General features: G+C 71.0%; 24 protein-coding genes. 16 read left to right on the top strand and 8 right to left on the bottom strand.

Annotated features, from left to right (window positions below):
- Positions 1–58: 58 nt before the first annotated feature.
- The 13 genes from ACF08F_RS29805 (at position 59) to ACF08F_RS29745 (ending at position 11,351) form a co-directional block, all read left to right on the top strand.
- Positions 59–349 carry a hypothetical protein gene (locus tag ACF08F_RS29805; RefSeq protein ID WP_392301615.1) on the top strand — a complete coding sequence of 97 codons (291 nt, stop codon included), beginning with the start codon at positions 59–61 and terminating at the stop codon, positions 347–349.
- 4 nt (positions 350–353) lie between these two features.
- The gene (locus ACF08F_RS29800; protein ID WP_392301614.1) at positions 354–950 is read left to right on the top strand and encodes a phage gp6-like head-tail connector protein; all 597 of its coding nucleotides are present in this window, start codon (positions 354–356) and stop codon (positions 948–950) included.
- Between the two features lie 8 nt (positions 951–958).
- Positions 959–1,411: a hypothetical protein gene (locus tag ACF08F_RS29795; RefSeq protein WP_392301613.1), complete on the top strand. Its 453-nt coding sequence runs from the start codon at positions 959–961 to the stop codon at positions 1,409–1,411.
- Positions 1,408–2,139: a hypothetical protein gene (locus ACF08F_RS29790; protein WP_392301612.1), complete on the top strand. Its 732-nt coding sequence runs from the start codon at positions 1,408–1,410 to the stop codon at positions 2,137–2,139. Before ACF08F_RS29795 ends, ACF08F_RS29790 begins: the two co-directional genes overlap by 4 nt.
- A 6-nt stretch (positions 2,140–2,145) precedes the next feature.
- Entirely contained in the window at positions 2,146–2,556 is a 411-nt protein-coding gene (locus ACF08F_RS29785) for a hypothetical protein (protein ID WP_392301611.1), read from the top strand.
- Positions 2,556–3,068 (top strand): hypothetical protein, encoded by a 513-nt coding sequence (locus tag ACF08F_RS29780; RefSeq protein ID WP_392301610.1) that lies wholly within the window; start codon positions 2,556–2,558, stop codon positions 3,066–3,068. Before ACF08F_RS29785 ends, ACF08F_RS29780 begins: the two co-directional genes overlap by 1 nt.
- Positions 3,069–3,080: 12 nt before the next feature.
- Entirely contained in the window at positions 3,081–3,491 is a 411-nt protein-coding gene (locus tag ACF08F_RS29775; RefSeq protein WP_392301609.1) for a hypothetical protein, read from the top strand.
- Between the two features lie 153 nt (positions 3,492–3,644).
- Positions 3,645–6,788: a phage tail tape measure protein gene (locus ACF08F_RS29770; RefSeq protein WP_392301608.1), complete on the top strand. Its 3,144-nt coding sequence runs from the start codon at positions 3,645–3,647 to the stop codon at positions 6,786–6,788.
- Between the two features lie 11 nt (positions 6,789–6,799).
- On the top strand, positions 6,800–9,547 hold the full coding sequence (locus ACF08F_RS29765) for a hypothetical protein (RefSeq protein WP_392301607.1): 2,748 nt from the start codon (positions 6,800–6,802) through the stop codon (positions 9,545–9,547).
- Positions 9,548–9,555: 8 nt separating this feature from the next.
- Positions 9,556–9,996 (top strand): hypothetical protein, encoded by a 441-nt coding sequence (locus tag ACF08F_RS29760; protein WP_392301606.1) that lies wholly within the window; start codon positions 9,556–9,558, stop codon positions 9,994–9,996.
- A 63-nt stretch (positions 9,997–10,059) separates the two neighbouring features.
- Positions 10,060–10,860: an N-acetylmuramoyl-L-alanine amidase gene (locus ACF08F_RS29755; protein WP_392301605.1), complete on the top strand. Its 801-nt coding sequence runs from the start codon at positions 10,060–10,062 to the stop codon at positions 10,858–10,860.
- A gap of 12 nt (positions 10,861–10,872) precedes the next feature.
- Positions 10,873–11,100: a hypothetical protein gene (locus tag ACF08F_RS29750; RefSeq protein WP_392301604.1), complete on the top strand. Its 228-nt coding sequence runs from the start codon at positions 10,873–10,875 to the stop codon at positions 11,098–11,100.
- Positions 11,097–11,351, top strand: coding sequence for a hypothetical protein (locus ACF08F_RS29745; protein ID WP_392301603.1), 255 nt, complete (start codon positions 11,097–11,099; stop codon positions 11,349–11,351). The genes ACF08F_RS29750 and ACF08F_RS29745 overlap by 4 nt, the downstream gene beginning before the upstream one ends.
- A gap of 55 nt (positions 11,352–11,406) precedes the next feature.
- On the opposite strand, the gene ACF08F_RS29740 is transcribed toward ACF08F_RS29745, so the two are convergent.
- Positions 11,407–11,952, bottom strand: coding sequence for a flavoprotein (locus tag ACF08F_RS29740; RefSeq protein WP_392301602.1), 546 nt, complete (start codon positions 11,950–11,952; stop codon positions 11,407–11,409).
- A 118-nt stretch (positions 11,953–12,070) separates the two neighbouring features.
- On the opposite strand from ACF08F_RS29740, the gene ACF08F_RS29735 reads away from it, so the two are divergent.
- Positions 12,071–13,255, top strand: a complete 1,185-nt coding sequence (locus ACF08F_RS29735) for a helix-turn-helix domain-containing protein (RefSeq protein WP_392301601.1) — start codon at positions 12,071–12,073, stop codon at positions 13,253–13,255.
- Positions 13,256–13,985: 730 nt separating this feature from the next.
- On the opposite strand, the gene ACF08F_RS29730 is transcribed toward ACF08F_RS29735, so the two are convergent.
- Complete coding sequence (locus ACF08F_RS29730) at positions 13,986–14,246, bottom strand: helix-turn-helix domain-containing protein (RefSeq protein ID WP_392301687.1); 261 nt, start codon at positions 14,244–14,246, stop codon at positions 13,986–13,988.
- A 432-nt stretch (positions 14,247–14,678) separates the two neighbouring features.
- On the opposite strand from ACF08F_RS29730, the gene ACF08F_RS29725 reads away from it, so the two are divergent.
- Positions 14,679–15,797 (top strand): hypothetical protein, encoded by a 1,119-nt coding sequence (locus tag ACF08F_RS29725; RefSeq protein WP_392301600.1) that lies wholly within the window; start codon positions 14,679–14,681, stop codon positions 15,795–15,797.
- Positions 15,798–16,103: 306 nt separating this feature from the next.
- Here the strand turns inward: ACF08F_RS29725 and ACF08F_RS29720 are convergent, their stop codons facing one another.
- The 3 genes from ACF08F_RS29720 to ACF08F_RS29710 are packed head-to-tail and all read right to left on the bottom strand — an operon-like array spanning position 16,104 to position 19,386.
- Positions 16,104–17,837, bottom strand: coding sequence for a serine/threonine-protein kinase (locus tag ACF08F_RS29720; RefSeq protein WP_392301599.1), 1,734 nt, complete (start codon positions 17,835–17,837; stop codon positions 16,104–16,106).
- A 56-nt stretch (positions 17,838–17,893) separates the two neighbouring features.
- The gene (locus ACF08F_RS29715) at positions 17,894–18,421 is read right to left on the bottom strand and encodes a GNAT family N-acetyltransferase (protein WP_392301598.1); all 528 of its coding nucleotides are present in this window, start codon (positions 18,419–18,421) and stop codon (positions 17,894–17,896) included.
- Complete coding sequence (locus tag ACF08F_RS29710) at positions 18,418–19,386, bottom strand: LysR family transcriptional regulator (protein WP_392301597.1); 969 nt, start codon at positions 19,384–19,386, stop codon at positions 18,418–18,420. The genes ACF08F_RS29715 and ACF08F_RS29710 overlap by 4 nt, the downstream gene beginning before the upstream one ends.
- A 185-nt stretch (positions 19,387–19,571) precedes the next feature.
- Here ACF08F_RS29710 and snpA point away from each other — a divergent pair, with 185 nt between their 5' ends.
- The gene (snpA, locus tag ACF08F_RS29705; protein WP_392301596.1) at positions 19,572–20,228 is read left to right on the top strand and encodes a snapalysin; all 657 of its coding nucleotides are present in this window, start codon (positions 19,572–19,574) and stop codon (positions 20,226–20,228) included.
- 99 nt (positions 20,229–20,327) lie between these two features.
- On the opposite strand, the gene ACF08F_RS29700 is transcribed toward snpA, so the two are convergent.
- The 3 genes from ACF08F_RS29700 to ACF08F_RS29690 are packed head-to-tail and all read right to left on the bottom strand — an operon-like array spanning position 20,328 to position 21,689.
- Positions 20,328–20,747: a DUF6304 family protein gene (locus ACF08F_RS29700; RefSeq protein WP_392301595.1), complete on the bottom strand. Its 420-nt coding sequence runs from the start codon at positions 20,745–20,747 to the stop codon at positions 20,328–20,330.
- A gap of 42 nt (positions 20,748–20,789) precedes the next feature.
- Positions 20,790–21,065: a hypothetical protein gene (locus tag ACF08F_RS29695; protein WP_392301594.1), complete on the bottom strand. Its 276-nt coding sequence runs from the start codon at positions 21,063–21,065 to the stop codon at positions 20,790–20,792.
- A 42-nt stretch (positions 21,066–21,107) separates the two neighbouring features.
- Complete coding sequence (locus ACF08F_RS29690) at positions 21,108–21,689, bottom strand: dihydrofolate reductase family protein (RefSeq protein ID WP_392301593.1); 582 nt, start codon at positions 21,687–21,689, stop codon at positions 21,108–21,110.
- Positions 21,690–21,776: the final 87 nt, after the last annotated feature.

Here is a 21,776-nt window from a genome sequence, read left to right as displayed (position 1 = left end):
CCGGGGCGGGCCCCGCGCGGGCCCGCCCCGGACCCATCCACCTGAGAGGAGCAGCACCGTGCGCGTGCGCATGAAGATCAAGATCAGCGGGACCCGGGACGGCCAGGACTGGCCCGACAAGGGCGGCGAGATCACCCTTCCCGACGACGAAGCCGAGCAGCTCATGCGCTACGGCGCCGCCGAGGCCATGAACGAGCCCGAGCCGGACACCACCGGCGAGGACGAAGGGGAGAGCGAGCAGGAGCCGGAGGGCACCGACCCCGAGGCCACACCGGAGGAGCCGGCCGAGGAGACCGCCACCGCCCCGGACAGCGCCGAGACCCGGCCGCGCTCCCGCCGCAAGGCCTGATTCCGTGGCCGCCCCCCTGTACGCCGACCTGGCCGATCTGCGCGAGATGCTCAACCTCGCCGACGACGACACGAGCCGGGACAACCTGCTGACCACCGCGCTCACGGCGGCGTGCCGGGGGATCGACCGGGCGACCGGCCGCCGGTTCTACCTCGACGAGACCGCGACCGCGCGCGTCTTTCGCCCGGCCGGACGCACCGTGTGCGGAGACGACGGCGAGCGCCTGGTCGTCGACGACATCGGCAGCCTGACTGGCCTCGTCGTCGAGACCGGGTCGGCTGGCGCCTGGTCGACGCTCACCGACTACGAGACCAGCCCCGACAACGCCCTCGCCCGCGAGCGCCCGGTCACCGCCCTACTCACCACCGCGAGCTGGGGCACCGGTGCAGCCCGCGTCCGGGCCACCGCCCGCTGGGGCTGGCCAGCGGTTCCCGAGGAGATCGAGCAGGCCGCACTCATCCAGGCCGCCCGCCTCTACCGCCGCAAGGACTCCCCCGAGGGCGTCACCGGTTCGGCCGAGTGGGGCGTCGTCCGGCTCTCCCGCCGCGACCCCGACGTGTGGGCCCTCATCGAGCACTTCATCGTCCCCGGCTTCGGATAGGAGGCCGCATGCGCATGTCCGCCGTCCGCGCTGCGATCGCGGACGCCGCCCGCCAGGTCGTCATGCCCGCGGGCACCGCCAAGCTCACCTGCACGGGGTACGTGCCCGATGCCGTCACGCACCCGCATTTCTTCGTCGGCGAGTACAGCGTCGAGTACGACAAGGCCATGGCCCGCGCCCTCGACGAGGCGGAGTTCACGTGCCGAGTCCTCGTCGGCCGGGCGGACGACCGCGCCGCGCAGGAGATCCTCGACGGCCTCCTCGACGGCTCCGGCCCCGGCTCCCTCAAGCAGGCCATCGAGGCCGCCCGCGGCGCCCCGGGCGAGTACGCCCTCGGCGGCCTGGCCGACGACCTCCGCGTAACCCGCCTCCAGGGCTACCGCTGGTACGAGCACCAGGGCACGCAGTACGTCGGCGCCGAACTCATCATCCGCGTCATCGGGAAGGGGGCCCCCTCGTGAGCCTCGTACTGACCAACGTCCGGGCCTTCGCCGTCGGCGCCGACCTCACCAGCGCGAGCAACAAGGTCGAGCTCGCCGCCGAGGTCGAGGAGAAGGACGTCACCAACTACGCCTCCGGTGGCTACAAGGAAGTCATCGGCGGCCTCGGGTCGGCCGAGATCTCCGGGGAGGGGCAGTGGGAGGCAGGGGACCCCGGCCTCGTCGACGACGCGTCCTGGGCCCAGCTCGGCGGCGTCGGCCCCTGGACCGTCTGCCCCGACGGCGCGCAGGTTGGCTCGCTCGCCTACCTGACCCAGGCCCTGCGCGCCGACTACAAGCTGCTCGGCGCCGTCGGCGACGTCGCTCCCTGGTCCGGCACCGCCAAGAGCGCGTGGCCGCTCGTGCGCGGGCAGATCGCCCACCCGCCGGGGACCGCCCGCACCGCCACCGGCTCCGGCACCGCGCTTGACCTCGGGGCCGTCGCCGCGGGGAAGCGCCTGTACGCCGCGCTGCACGTCCTGTCCGCCGCCGGAACCACGCCGTCGCTCACGGTCTCCATCGAGTCCGACGACGCCGTCGGCATGGCCACGCCGACCACCCGTCTGACCTTCGGCGCCGCCACAGCCGCCGGCGGTCAGACGCTCCGCACCGACGCGTCGGCCATCACCGACACGCACTACCGGGTCGCCTGGGCCATCTCCGGCACGAGCCCGTCCTTCATGTTCGCTGTCTCTCTGGGAATCAGGTGATCACCCATGCCCAAGATGGTCCTCACGTCCGAGTACGTCAGCCTCAACGGCGTCGACCTGTCCGAGTACACCCGCAAGGCCGAACTCTCCATCGAGGTGGAGGAGAAGGACGTCACGACCTACGCCTCGGCCGGATGGAAGGAGGCCATCGGCGGCCTCAAGTCCGGTGAGCTGGGCGTCGAGTTCCTCCAGGACTTCGCCGCCACGCGCATCGACAGCATCATGTGGCCGCTGCTCGGCTCCGTCGTTCCCTTCGAGGTCCGCCCCACCAGCGCCGCCGTCGGCACGTCGAACCCCAAGTACACCGGCAGCGTGCTGATCAAGGAGTGGAAGCCGATCGAGGGCGGAGTCGGCGACGAGGCCACCTCGTCCGCCAGCTTCCCGACGTCCGGCCCGGTGCTCCGCGCCACCGCCTGATGGCCTCGAACGGCCTGCCGTTTGAGCTGGGCGTCGACGCCCACGACGCGATCCAGGCCCTCACCCGGGCCATCCGCGCGGAGGCCGACGGCAAGGAGCTCCGCAAGGACCTCGCGAAGAACATGCGCGCCGCGCTCACACCCGCGGCCGCCGAGGCCAAGTCCAAGATCATGGCCATGTCCTCGGCCGGCCTCGGCACCGCCCCGGGACTGCGCTCCTCGATCGCCCGGAAGATCCGGCCCGAGGTCAAGCTCGGCGGCCGCTGGTCCGGCGCCCGCGTCAAGGCCTTCAAGACCAAGAACATCCGCCACTTCCCCAACGCCCCCAAGCGCACCAACCGCGCCGGAGGCTGGCGCCACCTCGTCTACGGCCGCGCCGACTCATGGGTCACCCAGCACGGCAAGACCGACTGGTTCGACCACGCCATGGAAGGCATCGGGCCCAACGCCAAAGAGGCCGTCGAGAAAGCCATGGAAGACATGGCCCGCCGCCTCGCCGACCGCATCCGATAGGAGCAGCACCCCGTGTTTCTCGTCTACCACCCCGAGGGCCAGACCGAGCCCACCCGCTGGCGCTACAACCCCCGTCGTCTCATGACCGTCGAGCGGGAGACGATCGAGCGGCTCACCGGGAAGAACTTCACCGAGTTCACCACCGACGTACTCCAGGGCAACAGCCTCGCCCGCCGGTGCCTGCTCTACACCTTCCTGCGGCGCGATCACCCCAAGACCAAATTCGAGGACGTCGAGTTCTTCTGGGACGAGCTGAAGCTGGAGTACTCCCGGCAGGAGTGGCAGGAGATGCGCGACCGCGCCGCCGAGAACCTCGTCGGCGCGGAGCGTGCCGCGGCCCTCGCCCAGTTCGACGCGGAGATCGAGACCGCGTTCGACGACACGAGCGAAGAGGGAAAAGCGGGTCTGCCGATCGCCGACTGAGGCAGGCCGGAAACGCCGCCCACCTCCTGCACATCCGCCCCTGGGAGTGGGACCTGATGACCGTCGAGCAGGCCGACGCCGCCCTCGACTGGCTCGACTCGTACGAGGCCTCGATGGACGAGGCCGAGGAGAAGATGCGAAGGAGGTGACTCCGTGTCGGACACCTCCCTCGTCTTCAACTTGGTGGCCCGAGACAGAGCCAGTGGGGAAGTCTCGGCGATGGGCGAGCGGTTCAACACCGCCGCCGCCGGCATCGGAGCAGGCTTCGCCGCCGCCCTGGGGGCGTCTGTCCTCTCCGAGCTCGACATCGAGGCCGCGGGCGACAAGCTCGCGGGGCAGCTCGGCGTCGGCCCGGCCGAGGCCGCCGAGCTCGCGAAGGTCTCCGCGAACGTCTACCAGGACGCGTGGGGCGACTCGACGACCACCGTGAACGAGGCGATCCGCGGCGTCTACAAGAACATCGGGGACGTCTCCGAGGCCGAGGGCGGCCTTGAGGGCGTCACCAAGAAGGCACTCGCCCTGGCTCAGACGTTCGATCAGGACCTGGCCATGACCACCGCCGCCGTCGGGCAGCTGATGCGCACCGGCCTGGCCAAGTCGGCCGACGAGGCGTTCGACATCATCACCGTCGGCCTCCAGGGCGCCGCCGACAAGAGCGGCGACTATTTGGAGACCCTCAACGAGTACTCCACTCAGTGGCGTCGGGTCGGCGTGGACGGGAAGGCCGCCACCGGTCTGCTCTCCCAGGCGCTCCAGGCCGGCGCCCGTGACGCCGACCAGGTCGCCGACGCGATCGGGATCTTCGGCGAGACTGCCCTCAAGGGTGGCACCGCGGTCGACACGGCCTACAAGTCCATCGGGCTCAGCAGCAAGACCGTGGCCAAGCTCATGCGCGAGGGCGGGACCAGCGCGACGCAGGCCTTCCAGATGACCATGGACGCGCTGCGCGGTACCGAGGACCGAACCGTACGGCTCAATGCGGCTGCCGCGCTCTTCGGCGACCCCGCGAACATCATGGGCGACGCCCTGTACGCGCTCGACCCCGCGTCCGCGGCCGCCGCCGGCGGGATGGACAAGGCGAGTGGCGCCGCCGACCGCATGACCGCGACCGTGGGGAACAACGCCACGCACGCACTGGAGAAGTTCAAGCGCGGTGCCATGGCCGAGCTCGGCCAGATCGGCGGCGCCGTCGCCCAGTTCGCAATGACCCATCAGGCTGTCGTCGTCCCGCTGGCGTACACCTTCACCGGCCTCGCCGTCGCAGTCCTCGCCGTCAAGGCCGCCATGGCCGTCTACGCCGCGGGGGCCACCGTCGTCACGGCCGCCCAGACCCTGATCTCCGCCTCGTGCTGGACCGTCATGGGCAACTGGATCCGGATGAACGCCATCGGCCTCGGCATGTACGCGAAGATCGCCGGCGCCGCCGTCGTCTCCGCCGCGACGACGTCCGCCGCATGGCTCGGCTCCGCACTCGCCGCCATGGGCACCTGGCTCGCCGCCGTCGTGCGGACCGCAGTGACCGCCGTCGCGCAGTTCGCCGTGATGGCCGCCCGGGCGGTCGTGTGGGCCGCCACCATGGCCGCCCAGTGGCTCATCGCCATGGGCCCCGTCGGCTGGGTCATCGGCATCATCATCGGCCTCGTCGCCCTGGTCATCCTGAACTGGGACAAGATCAAGAACTTCACGAAAAAGGCCTGGGACTGGGTCTGGCAGAAAATCCAGGACGCCGTCAAGAAAGTCATCGCCGCCATTGAGTGGCTGGGCCGACTGCCGAAAATGGTTTCCGACTTCTTCGGCAAGATCAAAGAGTGGGCCATTCGAAAGATGGCCGAGCTCATCATCTGGCTCCGCGACCTGCCCGGAAAAATCGGCAACGCGATCGGAAACCTGAAAGACCTCCTCATCGACAAGGGCAAGGATGTCGTGCGCGGCCTACTCGCAGGTGTTCAGTCGATGGGCGGCTGGATCGCGGGCAAGCTGATCGGCTGGGCCAAGTCCGTGATCCCCGGGCCGATCGCCAAGGCGCTCGGGATTGCCTCACCGTCCAAGGTGACCGCGAAACAGGGCGAGTGGATCGCGCGCGGCCTCGTCGTCGGCATGACCGGTGGCCTGGGGCAGATTCGGTCGACGGCGAAGAAGATGGCCGACATCATCATCGACGCGACATCGGTGACCCTGACGCCCAAGAAGAAGCGCATCGCGCGCAAGGAGCGCAAGGAAGTCAAGGGCACCAAGTCACAGAAGAAGCGAATCCGCGAACAGAACAAGGAAATCGACCAGCAGAACAAAGAGATCGACGAGCAGAATCGGAAGATCGATCAGCAGAACAAGAAGATCGACGAACAGAACGCGCTTCTGCTGAAAAGGTCGAAGGACACCCGCAACAAGGCCATGGGCATCCTCAACCGTGCCACCGCCCAGCTCAACGTGCTCGCCAAGCGCGAGGAGCAGGTAGCCGCGAAGCTGAAGACCGCCAATGCCAAGCTCGCCGACTTGGTCAAGGCGCGGAACGCGCTCGCGGCCGACGTGAAGAAGGGCGTCCTCGACGCCGCGAACATCACGCAGGGCTCCGAGGCCGGCGGCACCACGGCCACCTCGATCTGGGCCACCCTCAATGCCCAGCTCGCCAAGGCCAAGCGGTTCGCCGAGCAGCTCGCCATCCTGAAGAAGAAGGGCGTGCGGGCGGACCTCATCGCGCAGATCGCACAGGCCGGTGTCGAGCAGGGCGGAGCCGCGGCCGCCGCGCTCGCCTCCGCCTCGTCCGGGCAGATCGCCCAGATCAACTCCACGCAGAAGCAGCTCGTCGACGCCGCCACCAAGGCGGGCACCGTCGCCGGCGACGCGATGTACGGGGCGGGAATCCAGGCTGCGCAGGGTCTCGTGCACGGCCTGGAGGTGCAGCAGAAGCAGATCGAGAAGCAGATGCTCAAGATCGCCATGAGCATGCAGGCAGCGATCAAGAAGGCACTCGGGATCCGCTCGCCCTCGCGGGTCATGGCGACGCTCGGCCAGTGGATCCCCGCCGGCCTGGTCCGGGGCATCGAGGACGGGCGCCCCGCCGTCGCCCGCACCATGAACGGCCTCGTCCAGGCCCCGCCGTCGTCCGCCGGCCTGCTCACCGGCCAGCGCCTCGCTCCCGCCCCGCTCCTGCGGCAGGGCGGAGGGGGCGGCGCCGGCGGTGTCGTCGTCGTCCGGCTGGAGACCTCCGGCGCCGACAGCGCGACCCGCACCTTCCTCCAGAAGATCGTCCGCGTCGAGGGACGCGGCAACGTCCAAGTGGCCTTCGGCCAGCCGTAGAGGAGGCCCCCGTGGCGTTCCCGCAGGATCCGCTCGACGTCCGCACCGAGCTCCAGATCGGCGGCACCTGGACGACGCTCTCGCAGAGCGTCTACACCCGCGCCCCGATCGCCATCGAGTGCGGCCGCTCGGAGGAGGCCAGCCACACCAACCCCGGCAAGCTGGCCATGGAGCTGGACAACCGGACCGGGGCCTTCTCCTCGCGCAACCCCAGGAGCCCGTACTACGGGCTCCTGGGCCGCAACACACCCGTCCGCGTCTCCGTGCCCGGGACCGAGTCCTACCTCGAACTGGACGGCTCGGTCACCGGCTACGCCACCACCCCCGACCACGCCTCGCTCGACATCACCGGCGACCTCGACGTCCGCGCCGAGGTCGCCGTCGCCTGGCACAACACCCTGGAGAACCAGGCCCTGATCGGGAAGTGGGGGGCGCCCGGAAACCGGTCCTGGGTCCTGCGCATCTACAACCGAACCCTAGGCCTGCTGTGGACCACGGACGGCGCCGTCACGGGCCAGGTATCCGCCCTGCTCCAGATGCCCGCCATGCCCCGCCGTGCGGCCGTACGGGCCACCCTCGACGTCAACAACGGCGCGGGGGGCTGGACCGCCCAGTTCTACTGGGCCCCGACACTGGCCGGCCCCTGGACCCAGATGGGTCAGATCACTGGCACCGGCACGACGTCCCTCTTCAACTCGACCGCCGCTCTCACGATCGCGCCGGAAGCGCCGGAGACCGGCCCGCCGCGCAAGCCGTTCGTCGGCAACGGCTACCGCTTCGAGGTCCGCAACGGCATCGGCGGCAGCCTCGTCGCCGCCCCCGACTTCCGGGCCCTGGCCGTGGGGACGACCGCGTTCTCCGATTCGGCCGGGCGCCCCTGGACGCTCACAGGCAGCGCGCGGGTGGACAACCGCGTCTACCGGTTCCACGGCGAGGCGGCCTCCTGGGCGCCGCGCTGGGACGTCTCCGGCAAGGACGTGTGGGTGCCGGTCGAGGCTGCGGGGACGCTGCGCCGCCTCGGCCAGGGCCGCAAGGCCCTCGACTCCGCGCTGCGCCGACGCTTGCCCTCCTTCAATCCGCTGGCGTACTGGCCGTGCGAGGACAGCCAGGGCGCCAGCCAGGCCTACTCGCCGCTCACCGGCGGCAGCCCGCTCGCCGTCACGGGCTTCGACTTCGCCCAGGACGACACCCTCGGCGGCTCCTCGCCGCTCCCCGTGATCGCGCCCGGCGGCACCATGCGCGGACGCGTCCCCGCCCCGACGTCGCCCTCCACTGTCTGGGCCCTGTGCATGCCCTACCGGGTCGACGGGGCGGCGCCGGTAGCCGAGCAGGAAATGCTCTCCTGGACGACCAGCGGCACCATCCGGCGGTGGCGTATCACCATGGGCGCCACCGGCACCCACATCCTCGGGTACGACGCCACCGGCACCCTTCTCCTCGACTCGGCCATCCTCACCGACGCGACGTACCTGTCCGGATGGTGGCGGCTCCAGTTCAAGGCCGAGCAGGTCGGCGGGAACATCGCGTACGAGATCCGCTGGACCAAGGTCAACGGCATCACCATCCCCGTCTCCGGCTCCGTCGCCGGAACCCTGGGCACCGTCACCCAGGTCGACACCTCGATCGGGCCCGGGCTGCCCGACCTGCGGGTCGGCCACATCACAGTGTGGGCGGCCGACGCCGCCAACAGCGCGTACGACTCGGCCGACCATGGGTTCTTCGGAGAGACAGCCTCCAACCGCGTCTCGCGGCTGGCCGCCGAGGAGTCGCGCACGGTGCAGCTCGCCGTCGTCGACGGAGACCCCACCGCCCCCTCCGAGGCCCTCGGGGCACAGCGGCCGGCCGAGCTGCTCACGCTCCTCCAGGACGCGGCCGACGCCGACGGCGGCATCCTCTACGAGTCGCGCGCCGACAGCAGCCTCGTCTACCGCGACCGGACCTCCCTCTACAACCAGACACCGCGGCTCACCCTCGACTACACCATCGACGGCGAGATCGGCCCCCCGCTGGAGCCCGTCGAGGACGACCAGCGGACCAGGAACGACATCACGGTCACCCGCGAGGGCGGCTCCTCCGCCCGGGTCACCCTCGACACCGGCCCCATGTCCACCCAGGCCCCGCCCGACGGCGTCGGCGTCTACGACGACTCCCTCACGCTGAACCTGGCCAGCGACTCCCAGCCCCAACAGATTGCCGGATGGCGCCTACACCTCGGCACACAGGACGAGGCCCGATACCCCACCGTCCGGCTGATGCTCCACGCCGCACCCCACCTGATCCCCGACGCGCTGCGGCTGGAGATCGGCGACCTCATCCGGATCACCAACCCGCCCGACTGGCTCCCGCCCGGCCCCATCGACCTCATCGTCCAGGGCTGGAGCGAGCAACTCGACCTCTACACCTGGGACATGGTGCTCAACTGCACCCCGGCCTCGGCCTGGACCGTCGGCGTCCTCGACGACCCGGCCCGCGGCCGCCCGGACACCGACGGCACCACCCTCGGCGCCAGCGTGTCCACCACAGCGACGGCCCTGTCGTTCGTGTCGTCCCCCGGGCCGAACTGGCTCACCACGGCCACGCACCCGAGCGAGTTCCCCGTCGACGTCCTCGTCGGCGGCGAGCAGATCCGCGTCACGGGCATCACCGGCACCGGACTCACCCAGGCCGCCACCGTCGTCCGCTCGATCAACGGCATCAGCAAGTCCCACACCGCCGGCGCGCCCGTGCGCCTGGCCCAGCCCCTCACCCTCGCCCTGTAGGAGGCCTCATGGTGGTCTACGTCCCCTTTCAGGCTGGCGAGACAGCCACCGCCGGAAAGCTCAACTCCAGATTGGTCGAAGAGATCATGGAATGGACGCCGCTCACCTCGATCGGTGCCTTCGCCGGTGGATTCAGCGCGGCGACTCTCACGCCCATGATGCGCAAGATCCGCTTCCTCGGTCAGGAGCGCTGGGAGTACAAGGGCAGGATCTCCGTGGTGGCCGGCACGATCGTCGCCAACGTCAACACGACCGCGTTCACGTTCGCCGTCGGCTACCGGCCGACGTTCGAGCACGGCTGGCAGCTCGCCGGCGGGACGACCGGGTTCTACGGCGTCCGCACCACGATCTCCAGCGGCGGCCTCCTCCAGTTCGGCGTCCCTACGGCCGCCGGGAACAACACCAACGGCGTCCTGCTCGACGGACTGCACATCGACGCCCCCATCTGACCCAGCCCCGCCCCCGTACGCCCCGAGCCGCCTGGCCGGGGCTTCTGCATGTCTGGAGGCCTCATGGCCTGGTATCCCGGGGCGACCCGGTATGAGCTGCAGCCGGAGTCGGATGACCAGCCGGCCATCCGTCCGACGCAGTTCATCGTGCACAGCATCATCGCGCCGTGGACGGCGAAGCGGACCTACGAGTACTGGCGCGACAGCACCAACCTCGAAAGCCACTTCGGTCTCGGGTACGAGGGCGACCTCGGCCAGTTCATCGGCACGGAGACCCGCGCGGACGCCAACTACCAGGCGAACCGCAGGCCGGACGGGACCGGCGCCGTGAGCATCGAGACCGCGTCCAATCTGCAGGGCAGCGACCCATGGACAGCGGCGCAGGTCGAGGAACTGATCAAGCTCGGCGTGTGGCTGCACCAGCGGCACGGCATCCCGCTGCGGATCTGCCGAACCCACGACGACCCGGGATTCGGCTACCACCGGCTCCACTCCGCATGGGCCGTCTCCGGCACGTCGTGTCCTGGCGACGCCCGCGTGAAGCAGTTCAAGGAGCTCGTGTTCCCCGGCATCGTCGGCCGCGCGGCCGGCCCCTTCACACCCCCTGAGCAGGAGGACGACATGACCCCCGAGGAGCGGAAGCTGCTCACCGACACCGCGGCCGCCGTGAAACGGATCGAGGCCGCCCTCGCCCAGAAGCCGTGGACGTACAAGGGGAAGGGCGACCCGCGCGACATGCACCAGGTCGTCAAGGACATCGACGCGACCGTCCGCAGTTTCAAGAGCGCCGGCCTCACCCCGGCCCAGATCGACACCCTCGTGGACAAGCTCGGCGACTCCCTCGCCGCCCGCCTCGCCAACTGAACGGAGCACCCCATGTCTGATGCCTCGAAGCGCACCGCGCGCACCATCCTCCAGTCCGCCGTCGGCATCGCCGTCGTCCTCCCCGCCGTCGTTGCGGCGTCTGGGGTTCCCGAGGCCCTGCCCTGGGTCGCCGGTGCCCTGGCGGTAGCGGGCGGCTTCGCCCGGGTCATGGCCCTTCCCGCCGTCCAGGCGCTGCTGCCGCGCTGGCTCCGCACCGACGACCCGGCGGCGCGAGGATGACGCCGACCGAGTCGGGGCAGGTGGTCTTGGAGCTGGAGCGTCTGCGGGGCACCGTCGAGACCGGGTTCGCCAGGGTGGACGGTCAGCTCGCGCTGCTCGTCCAGCGCAGCGACCAGACGGACAAGCAGCTGGCCGACCATGACGCCCGCCTCGACACGCTGGAGAAGAGCCGGTGGCCGATCGCCTCCGTCGCAACCCTCGTCAGCCTCGCCGCGCTCGGCCTGACGCTGTACGAACGCGCCGCCCGCTGAACCGCCACGCCCCCTCTGCCTTCGGGCGGAGGGGGCGGCTTCGTCGTGTCTGGGGTCAGTCTGTCTGCGGCAGGTCGCGCACCGCGTCCAGTGCCAGCCGCCACGGATATGCGGCGGGGTTCCCCTGGCCAGGCTGGTTGGGCACGAACCCTCCCTCGCCGTACAGCACCGTCACCCCGGCGCCCCGGAGCGTGTCCATCGATCGCTCGAACTGGGGGTGCTGCACGTAGGCCGCGTTCACGCACGGCATGACCGCCATCGGGATCCGCTTTCCGATGCCCTCCGCCACGACGCCCACCACGAACTTGTCTGTCAGCCCGAGGGCCCATGCGTTCACGGTGTTGAAGGTGGCCGGCGCGACGAGGATGGCGTCCGCCTTCGGCCAGACGTCTGGCTCGCCGGGCAGCTTGTAGTCCCACCGGACCGGGCGCCCCGTGAGCGCGGCGAGGCCGTCGAGGGAGTCCTGGAGCCAACGGGCGGCGGCGGGAGTGAGCCCGAGGCAGACGTCCCAGCCGTCTGCCTGCGCGTCCTCGATGACGTGGGCGATGTCGAAGACTGGCGGGGCGGCCGAGCTGAACAGGTAGAGAGTCCGAGTGCTCATGTGCCCATCCGATCACATGCAACCGCCCCCGATCCGGGTGGAGTCGGGGGCGGAAGAGGCACACCCGCGCACTGGCGCGGGTACCGTTCCAGATGACGAGTCAGGAACGGAGACCAGTATGCCCTCCCCCGACGACGACCACACCGGAACGCGCATCAAGGAGCAGCGGCGCCTGGCTCGGCTGAATCAGCGCGAGCTGGCCGATCGGATCCCGTACTCCTACAGCTGGCTTACCCAGGTCGAGTGCGGCGCCCGCCCAGCCTCCGCCGACTTCACCGCCGCTGTTGCGCGCGCCCTCCGGGTCGACGTCACCGTCCTGACGGGACAGCCCTACGTGACCCAGCTCCATCAAGACCGCCTCGCCGACCTTGTCCGTCCGATCCGCGAGGCCCTCGACCTGTACGACCTCGGCCCTGACCCGGCCGTCACCACCCGGCCGGCAGGCGACCTCATCGCGGCCGCCACTGTGCTGTGTGGACAGGTCCGCGCCGCCCACCTTCATGCCGCTGCGTCTGCGCTCCCCGACGTCATCACGGAGCTGACCACGCTCGCGTGGAGGAACCCGGCGACCGCCCTGTGGCAGGCCCTCGCCTCGACGTACCGCACCGCGCACGACATCTCGGTGAAGCTCGGCTACTACGACCTGTCCGCCGTGGCCCTCGACCGCATGGACTGGGCTGCCCGGCGCGCCTCGGACCCGTGCCTCGCCGCTGTCCGCCAGTACATGCGCGCGCTCGTCTACTTCCGCGAGGGCGAGTACTCGATCGGCCGCCGGCTCATCGGCTCCGGGCACGGCATCCTCCGCCAGGCCGACGAATCCCGCGAGTCGCTGGCGGTCGCCGGGCAACTGCACCTCGGCGCATCGGTCATCGCCGCCCGGGCGGACGACAAGGCCGCGGTCGACACGCACATCGCCGAGGCGACCAGCTACGCGGACCGGGTGGGGGACGCCTCGGACGTGCACTGGCTGTCGTTCGGCCCGACGAACGTGGCCATGCACCGGATGTCCGCCGCGGTGGAGATGCGGCGCTTTGACGAGGCGCTGAAGCAAGCGAAGGCGATCAAGCCTCCGGCTGCCATGGCCACCTCTCGCCGGGCGCACTTCCTCATCGACCGGGCCCGCTCCGAGATGGAGCTCGGCAAGGCGGACGCCGCGTTGAAGAGCCTCGTCGCGGCCCGACGCGCGGCACCCGAGCAGACCCGCTACCACCCCGGCGCCCGCGAGACGATCCGCGGCCTGGTCCACCTGACCCGCCGGACACCGGAATCCCTGGGCAGCATGGCCGCCTGGGTGGGCATGTAGGGCTCGGAACTCTCTCTCATCTGAAAGAGTTCCGGGCCTTCCGGCTCGTCACGATGGTGATGTTCCTGATCACCCGACGAACCGGGGGTGCGTGATGACGACCCGACCCCGCAGGTCACGCGCCTGCACCTACTGCCCCGAACCCGATGCCGACGCTTGCGTCCGCACCCTGCGCAACGAGGCTGGCGGCGCTCACATCTACGCCCACCGAAAGTGCGCGGCCTCGCGGGGCGTGCCCACCTTGTACAGCTTCACCGACGAGCCGACGCCCAAGGCCGCGCGGTGACGGCCACCTCGTTGGAGCCGGCGGTACGGCCTGCGTGCCAGTTCGGCGAGCACTCCTGGTGCAAGATCGGCGAGGTCCGCACCAGCTACGGCGATCTCGTACTCCCCGCAGAACGCTGCGACTGCCCCTGCCACAGGAAGGCCAGACGATGAAGAGGTGCGAGTACTGCGGGAATACGATCATCGGCCAGGCGCGCGCCATCGACGATGACGCCGCCTCGGGTGCCCACGCCTCCGCGTACTGGCATGCCAACGAGGCGGAATGCGGGCCGCGTATGTCTCGTGCGAGGACCATGGACGACTGGCGGACAAGCCCGCTCCAGCGCCGCCTCGCGCCGTACTGGAGTCCCCGCCCCTGATCTCCTGCTCGTCCGTGTTCTCGGCGGACCACGGGCGGGCAGGTCTAACCGCCCCGGCCGAATCCGTCCCCCGCGTCCGGCCGGGGCTACCGCACAAGGTCCGCTACGTCGAGGCCGAGGGCTTCGGCGATGCGGAGGAGGTCTCCGTACCGGGGGTCGCTCTCGCCGGCCTCGATGCGCTGGAGTGTTCGCCGGTCGATATCGGTCATCTCCACGAGAGCTTCCTGGGTGTGGCCTCGGTGTATCCGCTGGTCGCGGATGCGGCGCCCCAACGTGCGGCGGCGTTCGTGGACCCAGGGAGGTTGTTCGTGAGGCACTCGACAACGCTGTGACCTGCGTGATCCCATGTCAGCGTCAGCAGTGACGCTTTTTTGGATCATGATACGGGGCGCCACAAACGGCCGCCCGTTCGCCGAGCACCCCCGGCGGGCGGGCGGTCTTTCCCTTGCCCACTCCCGCCCCTGGGAGGGGTGGGAGATTCCGTGGGAGATGATCATGGAGAGTAGTTACGCCGCTCTGCTAACTCCTGCTAGATACTGCTAGATAGCGACACCAGGAAAGGCCAGGTCAGCGGCATAAGCCCAGGTCGCGATCACGCCGGGGAAGTCGCCCGACAGATCGACCGCATCTTCTGGGAGACGAAGAAGGCCTGACCTTCGTCGCTCCCTCCGACCGCATCCTTTCCACCGGCCGCCCTGCGCGGCGGCCCGGTGGGACGGGTGCGGTCTGCGTTGTGGGGGCCCCGTGGTTCTTGCGGGTCCCTCAGTACGCTGACGGGCATGATCGACCCGTCGTCGCCGTCGCCCCTGACCCCGGAAGCCGCCCGACGTCTGCAGGGGATGCTCCGGGCCGAGATCGGGCCGGGGCTCACGGAGGGGGAACTGGATGCGGTCGAGGCGCGGTTCGGGTTCCGGTTCTCGGCGGATCACCGGGTGTTCCTCGCCGCCGGCCTCCCGCTCGGTTCGCCGCGGTGGCCCGACTGGCGGGGCGGCGATCCCGAGGACCTGGCCGGGCGGCTCGCCTGGCCCGTGGAGGGCGTGCTCTTCGACGTCGAGCACGCCAGGTTCTGGCACCCCTCGTGGCCGCTGCGGCCCGCGGAGACGTCCGACGCGCTGCGGCTCGCAGGGGCCGAGCTGGCCACCGTGCCGCCGCTGGTGCCGGTCTACGGGCACCGCTACCTGCCCGGCGTGGCGGGACAGCACGGGCACCCCGTGCTGTCCGTGATGCAGACCGACATCATCGTCTACGGCGACGACCTGGCCGGCTACCTCCGCCACGAGTTCCTCGGCCAGGCGAGCGGCGCGTCCGCACGTCTGGGCGTGGACTTCTGGTCGTACTTCGTCGACGGCGGGCCCGGCATCGACGTCACCGCGCCCACCCCGTTCACGCCGTACGCCGTGACCGCGCCGGAGGCCGTCGAGTGTCTGCGCATGCTGGCCCTGGAGCGGATGATCGGCCGGCCCCACCGCCCCGAGCAGCTCATCGAGGCCGGGCTCGCGGCCCTGGTGCTCGATGTCGAGGCGGAGTCCCTCCCGCTCCTCGCCGGCCTCTCCCGCGCCGAACACCGGCAGGCCGAGGCCCTGTTCGAGGACGTGCTGGCCGAACTCCGGCTGATCCCGGACCTCCCCGAGGAAGCGGCCCGCTGGGAGCTCGTCCGCTGGTGGCTCCGGCTCGTCCTGAACGGCAGCCTGGCTCCGGGCGCCGGCGGCGACCTGATCACGTACGAGGGCTGGACCGCACTCGCCCGGCCACACTCGCTGAAGCCGCTGGTCGACAGAACCGACGCCTACAACGACTGGACGGCGCTCCCCCGCGAGCAGCGGGAACTGCGGGCGCGGGCCGTCGTGGAGGAGGCGGAGCGACTGCTCACCGGCCCCTGGCCGCCGCCGCGGTCATGACAGCGGAGAGGGCGTTGCGGTGGATGGGGCGGCGGCGGGACCCCGTCCACCCGACCTCACGGCCCGCAGCCGGGTCCGCAGGCCGCCGCGCGTGGCGCCGCGACGGCCCGGGCGCTGTCTTTCGGGCGCCTAGGGCGTGTTGCGAAAGTAGCGCCGGCCGCCCGAAGGGCGGGCCCGACGGCGTCTGGTGCGTGCGATCGCACGGCGGAGGGTCGCCCCGATACTGGATGTATCGGGGTGATCCCGACAACGCGGCGAGCGTGCGTGCCAGGCGCCGTCGGGCAGGCGGGACTTTCGCAACACGCCCTAACCCCGGTGAATTCCCTCGGTGTTCCAGACGAGGCCGCGCGTGCCGTCCTGGGTCTGGGCGATCATCGCGGTCGCGGTGTTTCCCTCGTACCAGCCCACGGCCAGGTACCAGGTCCCCGGGGTCAGCCGGGTGAGGACCCTCGGGGTCAGGTCTTCCGGGACCAGTTGCCGCTCCTCGGGTACCGCGAACCAGAACGGAACGAAGGGCTGCTGGGGGTCGGGGCGGTTCCGAGGCGGCGAGAGAGGGCCGCGGGCACCCGGACCGGGGCGTTCGGCGGCCGCGTCCCTCATCCGCGTGACGTCGATGTCGATCCAGGTCGCCGCTCGGCCCTGTACGTGTCCGGTCCTGGCCCGCAGAGCTTCCTCGATGTCCTCCAGATCCGTCCGGCGCCGGCCCTTCCCGGCCGCCACGAGGGCCTCGTCGGCATCGCGGTCGCGCTCCGCATAGCGCAGCAGGGTGATCAGCTTGACGAGGGAGGCGGGTCGCTGGAGACGGCCCGCGTACCGCATCAGGTTGTCTGCCAGGAACGGGTACCTGCCGGACCGCAGGGCGTGTGCCAGGTCCAGCAGCTCCGACGGAGGCCGGGCTCGTCCGACGCGCTTGAGCGCGGCGTGGACGTCCTTCCTGTCACCGCTCTCCCAACGGTCGGTCAGGGCGGGCGCCAGCCGTTCGACCGGCAGCTCGCCGAGGGCGTAGGCGCTGAGGGCGGGGACGGCGAGGACGGGCTCCTCGTCGAGGACGGGCTCCTCGTCCCCGATCCCGGCAGCACCTTGGGCCGGCACGTCCAGGACGGTCCGTTCGCGGGGCTTCGGCGGGACCGCGACCCGGGCGTCGGGGGCGGCCGTGACCGTGGGCAGCGCCGCGAGGGCGGCAGCCGTGAGGGCGGGCGCGGGGGCCGGGTGCGAGGCGTTCCGCGGCCTTTCGACGAGCTCCGCGAGGGCTTCCCGCAACGCCTCGGCGGTCAGCCGTGCTTCCGGCTCGCGGGTGAGCAGTCCTGCCAGGACGGGGGCCAGTTCGCCGGCCCGCTCGGTCGGCCACGGATCCTCGGTGCAGATCGCGTGGATGACCGCGGCGTCGATTCGTCCCGTGAACGGGCGCCGTCCCTCCACGAGCTCGTACAGGGTCACCCCGAGCGACCACAGGTCGGACGCCGCATCGCCCCGGTGCCCGCGCAGACGCTCCGGGGCCGTGTAGCTCCACGACCCCGGCCCGCTGTCGCCCCTGGTCAGCTGTGTGGCGCCCTGGACGAGGGCGATGCCGAAGTCGACGACCACCACCCGCGAACCGGACAAGACGATGTTGGCGGGCTTGAGGTCCCGGTGAACGATGTCCTTGCCGTGCACCTCGGTCAGCGCGTCCAGGATCGCGAGCCCGATCTTGGCGGTCTCCCGGACGGACATCGCCCCCTGGTCCCGCAACAGCTGCTGGAGTGAGGGGCCCGCGACGTACTCCATGACCATGACGGGCGGTTCGAGATCGTCCAGGACGTCGTGGACGCCGACGATCCCGGCATGGCCCAGCTTGGCCAGCGCCTTGGCCTCGTGGATGAAGCGTCTCCGCTGGATGTCGCGGCTCGTCTCGCCGTCATCCGCGAACACGACTCTCTTGAGGGCGACATCGCGCCCCAGCTTCTCGTCACGAGCCAGCCAGACCTTCCCCATGCCACCATTTCCGATGGCCCTGACGAAGCGGTACCGACCCACGACCAGCTCGTCCTGCTCCCCTGGCATGAGCGGCATCCTAGGGCCTGTCCTCGGACGAGCCCGGCAAGATCAGGAAGAGACCCCTATGCCGAATCCACCGACAGGGTGTAGCGGCGCTTCTCCTTGGAGGTTGCGCCCAGGCGGTCGTAGAAGCGGATCGCGCCCTCGTTCCACGCGGGGGTCTGCCACTGGATCTCCGTCAGGCCCAGGGCACGGGCCTCCGCTCGGACGGCTTCCATCAGGAGGGGGCCGAGGCCGTGGCCGCGGGCCGTGGACGTGAGGTAGAGGCAGTCCATGTGGAGGTAGGCGACGCCGTCCCACGTGGAGAGTTCGGGAGCGCAGGTGGCGTAGCCCGCGAGGCCGCCGTCCGGGAGCTCGGCGACCAGGCAGCGGAGGCGGGGCGTGTCGGTGCCGGCGGGGGCGGGCGGCTCGCCGGCTCTCCCCCGGTCGCCGAAGAGCAGGCCTGCCAGGCGGGTCGCGAGGCCCGGGGCCGGGGGTGCGGCCTTCTCGTACGCGGCGTGCTCGGCGACGAGTTCGACGACCCGCCCCAGGTCCTCGACGCGGGCGTGGCGCACCACGGTCCTTCCGCCCCCGCTGTCACGATCGCTCATACGGCCATCATGCACGGCCCCACCGACAGTCCCGCCGCCGCGCCCTGGCGCCGCAGCCACTCGCGGTACGGGGCGGCGCGCAGGGCCGCTTCGCGGTAGGCGGCGGACAGGTCCGCGTACAGGGCGTCCAGGGCCGTCCCCGGGCGTGCGTACAGCAGGAGCCGGACCGCCAGCGGGTCGCCGCGCAGGGGCCGGATCGCCATGTCCTCGCGGGGGACGGAGGTCGGCTGGCAGGGGGCGACGGCCTCGCCGAGGACGATGAGGGACGCGGCCGTGTGGTAGTCGCCGTGGAGCAGCGGCGGGTCGATGCCGGCCGCTCCGAGGACCCGTCGGAGGCCGTCCCATTCGCCGTCCACGGTCGGGTCGACCATCCAGTGGTCCCGGGCGAGGTCGGCGAGGTCGACGACGGGGCTCGCGGCGGCGGGGTGGTCGCGGGCCAGGGAGACGAACTGCGGTTCGCGGGCGACCAGGACGCGCCGCTGGAGGCCCTCGGGCACCCGTAGGGGGCAGCCCTCGACCTCGTGGACGAAGGCGACGTCGAGCCGGCCCTCGGCGACCGTGCTCAGCAGCGTGTTGGCGGAGACGTCCACGCGGAGGCCGACGTCGGTGCCGGGCAGGCGTTCGCGGAGCCGGCGCAGCCAGCCGGGGAGCGCCCGGCTGGCGGTGGAGCCGACGCGGAGTCCGGGGCCCTCGGTGCGGGCGACGGCGGCCCGGGTCTCGGTGACGAGCGCGGCCATGTCGGCGACGAGGGGGCGGGCCCGGCTGAGCACGGAGCGGCCGAGCTCGGTGGGCAGGCAGCCGTGGCGGCCGCGCGAGAAGAGCTCGGCGCCCAGGGAGTTCTCGATGCGACGCAGCTGGGTGGTCAACGAGGGCTGACTCATGCCCAGTTGTCGCGCCGCCTTGTGCAGGCTGCCCGCGTCCGCGATGGCGCAGAGCGCCCGCAGATGCCTCACCTCCAGCTCCATGCCCCGAGGGTAGGGCGGCGACCTGTGTCGCACCAGACAGCCGGAACACCTCAAATACCTTTGTTTTCAAGGTAGTTGGATGCTCCCACTCGGGGGATGTGGGCGGGCTATCACCAGTTGACATCATCCCCATGCGCCCCGGGTTCCCCGAGACTCTCCCCGACCCCCTACAGGAGGAGCCCCCCATGCGTCACCCCAAGGTCCTCAACTCCGTACTGACCGCCGCCCTCGGCCTCGGTCTCGCCGCCTCGCTCGGTGCCGCTCCCGCGGTGGCCGCCGACACCGACAGGGCCGTGACCGCCGGCGCGGTCGGCGCCGCGTACGCCGGTTCGGCGGAGGAGGCCAAGGCCAACAAGGCGTTCTTCGACGCCGTCGTGAAGTCCGTGGCGAAGAAGCGGGCCGCCAACCCGGCCGCGGCCGCCGTCACCGTCGTCTACAGCGCCGCCAACGCGCCGAGCTTCCGCACCCAGATCGCCCGCTCCACCCAGATATGGAACAGCTCGGTGGTGAACGTCCGGCTCGTCGAGGGCAGCAACCCCGACTTCCGGTACTACGAGGGCAACGACTCGCGCGGGTCGTACGCGAGCACCGACGGCCACGGCAGCGGCTACATCTTCCTCGACTACCGCCAGAACCAGCAGTACAACTCCACCCGCGTGACCGCCCACGAGACGGGGCACGTCCTCGGCCTGCCGGACCACTACAGCGGCCCGTGCAGCGAGCTGATGTCGGGCGGCGGCCCCGGCACCTCCTGCCAGAACGCCACGCCGAACTCCCAGGAGCGCGCCCGCGTCGACCAGCTGTGGCGGTACGGCCTCACCTCCGCGTTCAAGGCCTCCTGACCCTGAACCGTCCGGTTCCGGATCCGTACGAAGAGGACGGCGGCGCCCCGCGAGGGGGCGCCGCCGTCCGGCGTTCGGGAGGGTTTGGGACCCGGGGTGTCAGGCCGCCTGCAGGAGGCGGCGGCCGAAGTCGGCGCCGGGCGGAAGCTGGCGCCGGACCCGGTCGAGCGCCCCGTCGAAGTCACCTCCGGCGACGCATGCTTCGAACGCGGCGCCACCGTAGTGGAGCGTCAGACTGAGGTCCGCGCGCTCACCGAGCGTCAGCAGACAGCTCAGTGTGGCCTGCTGGGTCACGCCGTCCAGGACGACGGGGAGCGGCAGGTCCCACTCCAGGACGCAGCCGCCGAGGGCCTGCCCGCCGCTCTCGGCGGCGCTGAGCGCGGCGAAGCTCGCGCCCGTGTACTCGACCCCCCTGATCCGGGTGGCGACGTGCCGCCCGGTGGCCGTGATGACGATCGCTTCCGCGCCGCTGCGGTCCCGGTACCAGCCGGTCCAGACTTCTGTCGACTCCGATGACATGCGCGGACTGTAGCGGTATGACCGGCTCCGGCGCGCGGCCGGTCACCCGGTGGCCGGACTTCTCCCGATCTCGCCGTTCTTGCCGGTCACCTGCGTGCCGGTGGCATCCGCGCCGAGGTCCGGACCGCCGTCGGCGCGCGCCTCCGCGCCCTCGTACAGCGAGCAGTCCGGGTTGCGGCACGGCTGCACCTCCCACTCCGGGACCCAGGCCCCGAGGACCTTGTGCCGGGTGGCCAGCTTGTCGCGCGGAAGGCCGCAGGCCGGGCACTTGGTCTCGGCCAAGGGGTCCCGCGTCGTGCGAGGTACCTCTTCACGCATGTCTCCAGGGTAGGACGCCTCGCGCGGGCCCGCTCCTCGCCGTCACCGCTTCCTGGTGTACGTACGGACGAACGCGCCGTTGCCGAAGACGCGCAGGTCGTCCAGCTCGAAGTCGCGCGGCTCGAAGCCGGCGCCGAACATGGGCATGCCGGAGCCGTAGACCTGCGGGTACGTCTTGATGACGAGCTCGTCGATCTCGTCGATGAGCTCGCCGGCGATCGCCGAGCCACCGCAGAGCCAGATGTCCAGCGGGCTGTCCTCGGCCTTGAGCTCGCGGACGCGGGCGACCAGGTCGTCGGCGATCAGCTCGACGTTGGGGTCGGGCGACTCGCTCAGCGAGCGGCTGGCGACGATCTCCCGCAGGTGGCCGTACGGGCTCGTGAGGGCGACGTCCAGGGCGATCTGGTACGAGCCCCTGCCCTGGATGACGGTGTCGAACCGCTTGTTCTCGGCATCGATCCCGAGCGCCTCCCGGCCCTGCGCCGAGACGGTCTCCGGGTACTCGCCGGTCAGGAACTCCAGGAACTCCGCGTCCACGAACTGGTACATGGAGCCGGCATCGCCCTTGGGGTCACCGATGAAGCCGTCGATGGTGCAGGCGATGAAGTACGTGAGCTTGCGCAAACCGGTCCTCTTCCACTTCGGAGCGCGGCTGCGATCGCAACCACGACGGCTATAGTGCTTCACCTGTAGTGGTTGCGCAAGGCTTAT

Origin of the sequence: Streptomyces sp. NPDC015130 (genome assembly GCF_043080005.1) — a bacterium.
GTDB lineage: Bacteria > Actinomycetota > Actinomycetes > Streptomycetales > Streptomycetaceae > Streptomyces.
This window is presented reverse-complemented; position numbering and strand designations above follow the sequence as displayed.

Bases quoted from the DNA above. Each gene is read 5' to 3' on its own strand.
- ACF08F_RS29795 (WP_392301613.1), top strand. From the start codon at position 959: ATGCGCATGTCCGCCGTCCGCGCTGCGATCGCGGACGCCGCCCGCCAG.
- ACF08F_RS29785 (WP_392301611.1), top strand. From the start codon at position 2,146: ATGCCCAAGATGGTCCTCACGTCCGAGTACGTCAGCCTCAACGGCGTC.
- ACF08F_RS29780 (WP_392301610.1), top strand. From the start codon at position 2,556: ATGGCCTCGAACGGCCTGCCGTTTGAGCTGGGCGTCGACGCCCACGAC.
- ACF08F_RS29760 (WP_392301606.1), top strand. From the start codon at position 9,556: ATGGTGGTCTACGTCCCCTTTCAGGCTGGCGAGACAGCCACCGCCGGA.
- ACF08F_RS29755 (WP_392301605.1), top strand. From the start codon at position 10,060: ATGGCCTGGTATCCCGGGGCGACCCGGTATGAGCTGCAGCCGGAGTCG.
- ACF08F_RS29750 (WP_392301604.1), top strand. From the start codon at position 10,873: ATGTCTGATGCCTCGAAGCGCACCGCGCGCACCATCCTCCAGTCCGCC.
- ACF08F_RS29745 (WP_392301603.1), top strand. From the start codon at position 11,097: ATGACGCCGACCGAGTCGGGGCAGGTGGTCTTGGAGCTGGAGCGTCTG.
- ACF08F_RS29740 (WP_392301602.1), bottom strand. From the start codon at position 11,952: ATGAGCACTCGGACTCTCTACCTGTTCAGCTCGGCCGCCCCGCCAGTC.
- ACF08F_RS29735 (WP_392301601.1), top strand. From the start codon at position 12,071: ATGCCCTCCCCCGACGACGACCACACCGGAACGCGCATCAAGGAGCAG.
- ACF08F_RS29730 (WP_392301687.1), bottom strand. From the start codon at position 14,246: ATGGGATCACGCAGGTCACAGCGTTGTCGAGTGCCTCACGAACAACCT.
- ACF08F_RS29725 (WP_392301600.1), top strand. From the start codon at position 14,679: ATGATCGACCCGTCGTCGCCGTCGCCCCTGACCCCGGAAGCCGCCCGA.
- ACF08F_RS29720 (WP_392301599.1), bottom strand. From the start codon at position 17,837: ATGCCAGGGGAGCAGGACGAGCTGGTCGTGGGTCGGTACCGCTTCGTC.
- ACF08F_RS29715 (WP_392301598.1), bottom strand. From the start codon at position 18,421: ATGAGCGATCGTGACAGCGGGGGCGGAAGGACCGTGGTGCGCCACGCC.
- ACF08F_RS29710 (WP_392301597.1), bottom strand. From the start codon at position 19,386: ATGGAGCTGGAGGTGAGGCATCTGCGGGCGCTCTGCGCCATCGCGGAC.
- snpA (WP_392301596.1), top strand. From the start codon at position 19,572: ATGCGTCACCCCAAGGTCCTCAACTCCGTACTGACCGCCGCCCTCGGC.
- ACF08F_RS29700 (WP_392301595.1), bottom strand. From the start codon at position 20,747: ATGTCATCGGAGTCGACAGAAGTCTGGACCGGCTGGTACCGGGACCGC.
- ACF08F_RS29695 (WP_392301594.1), bottom strand. From the start codon at position 21,065: ATGCGTGAAGAGGTACCTCGCACGACGCGGGACCCCTTGGCCGAGACC.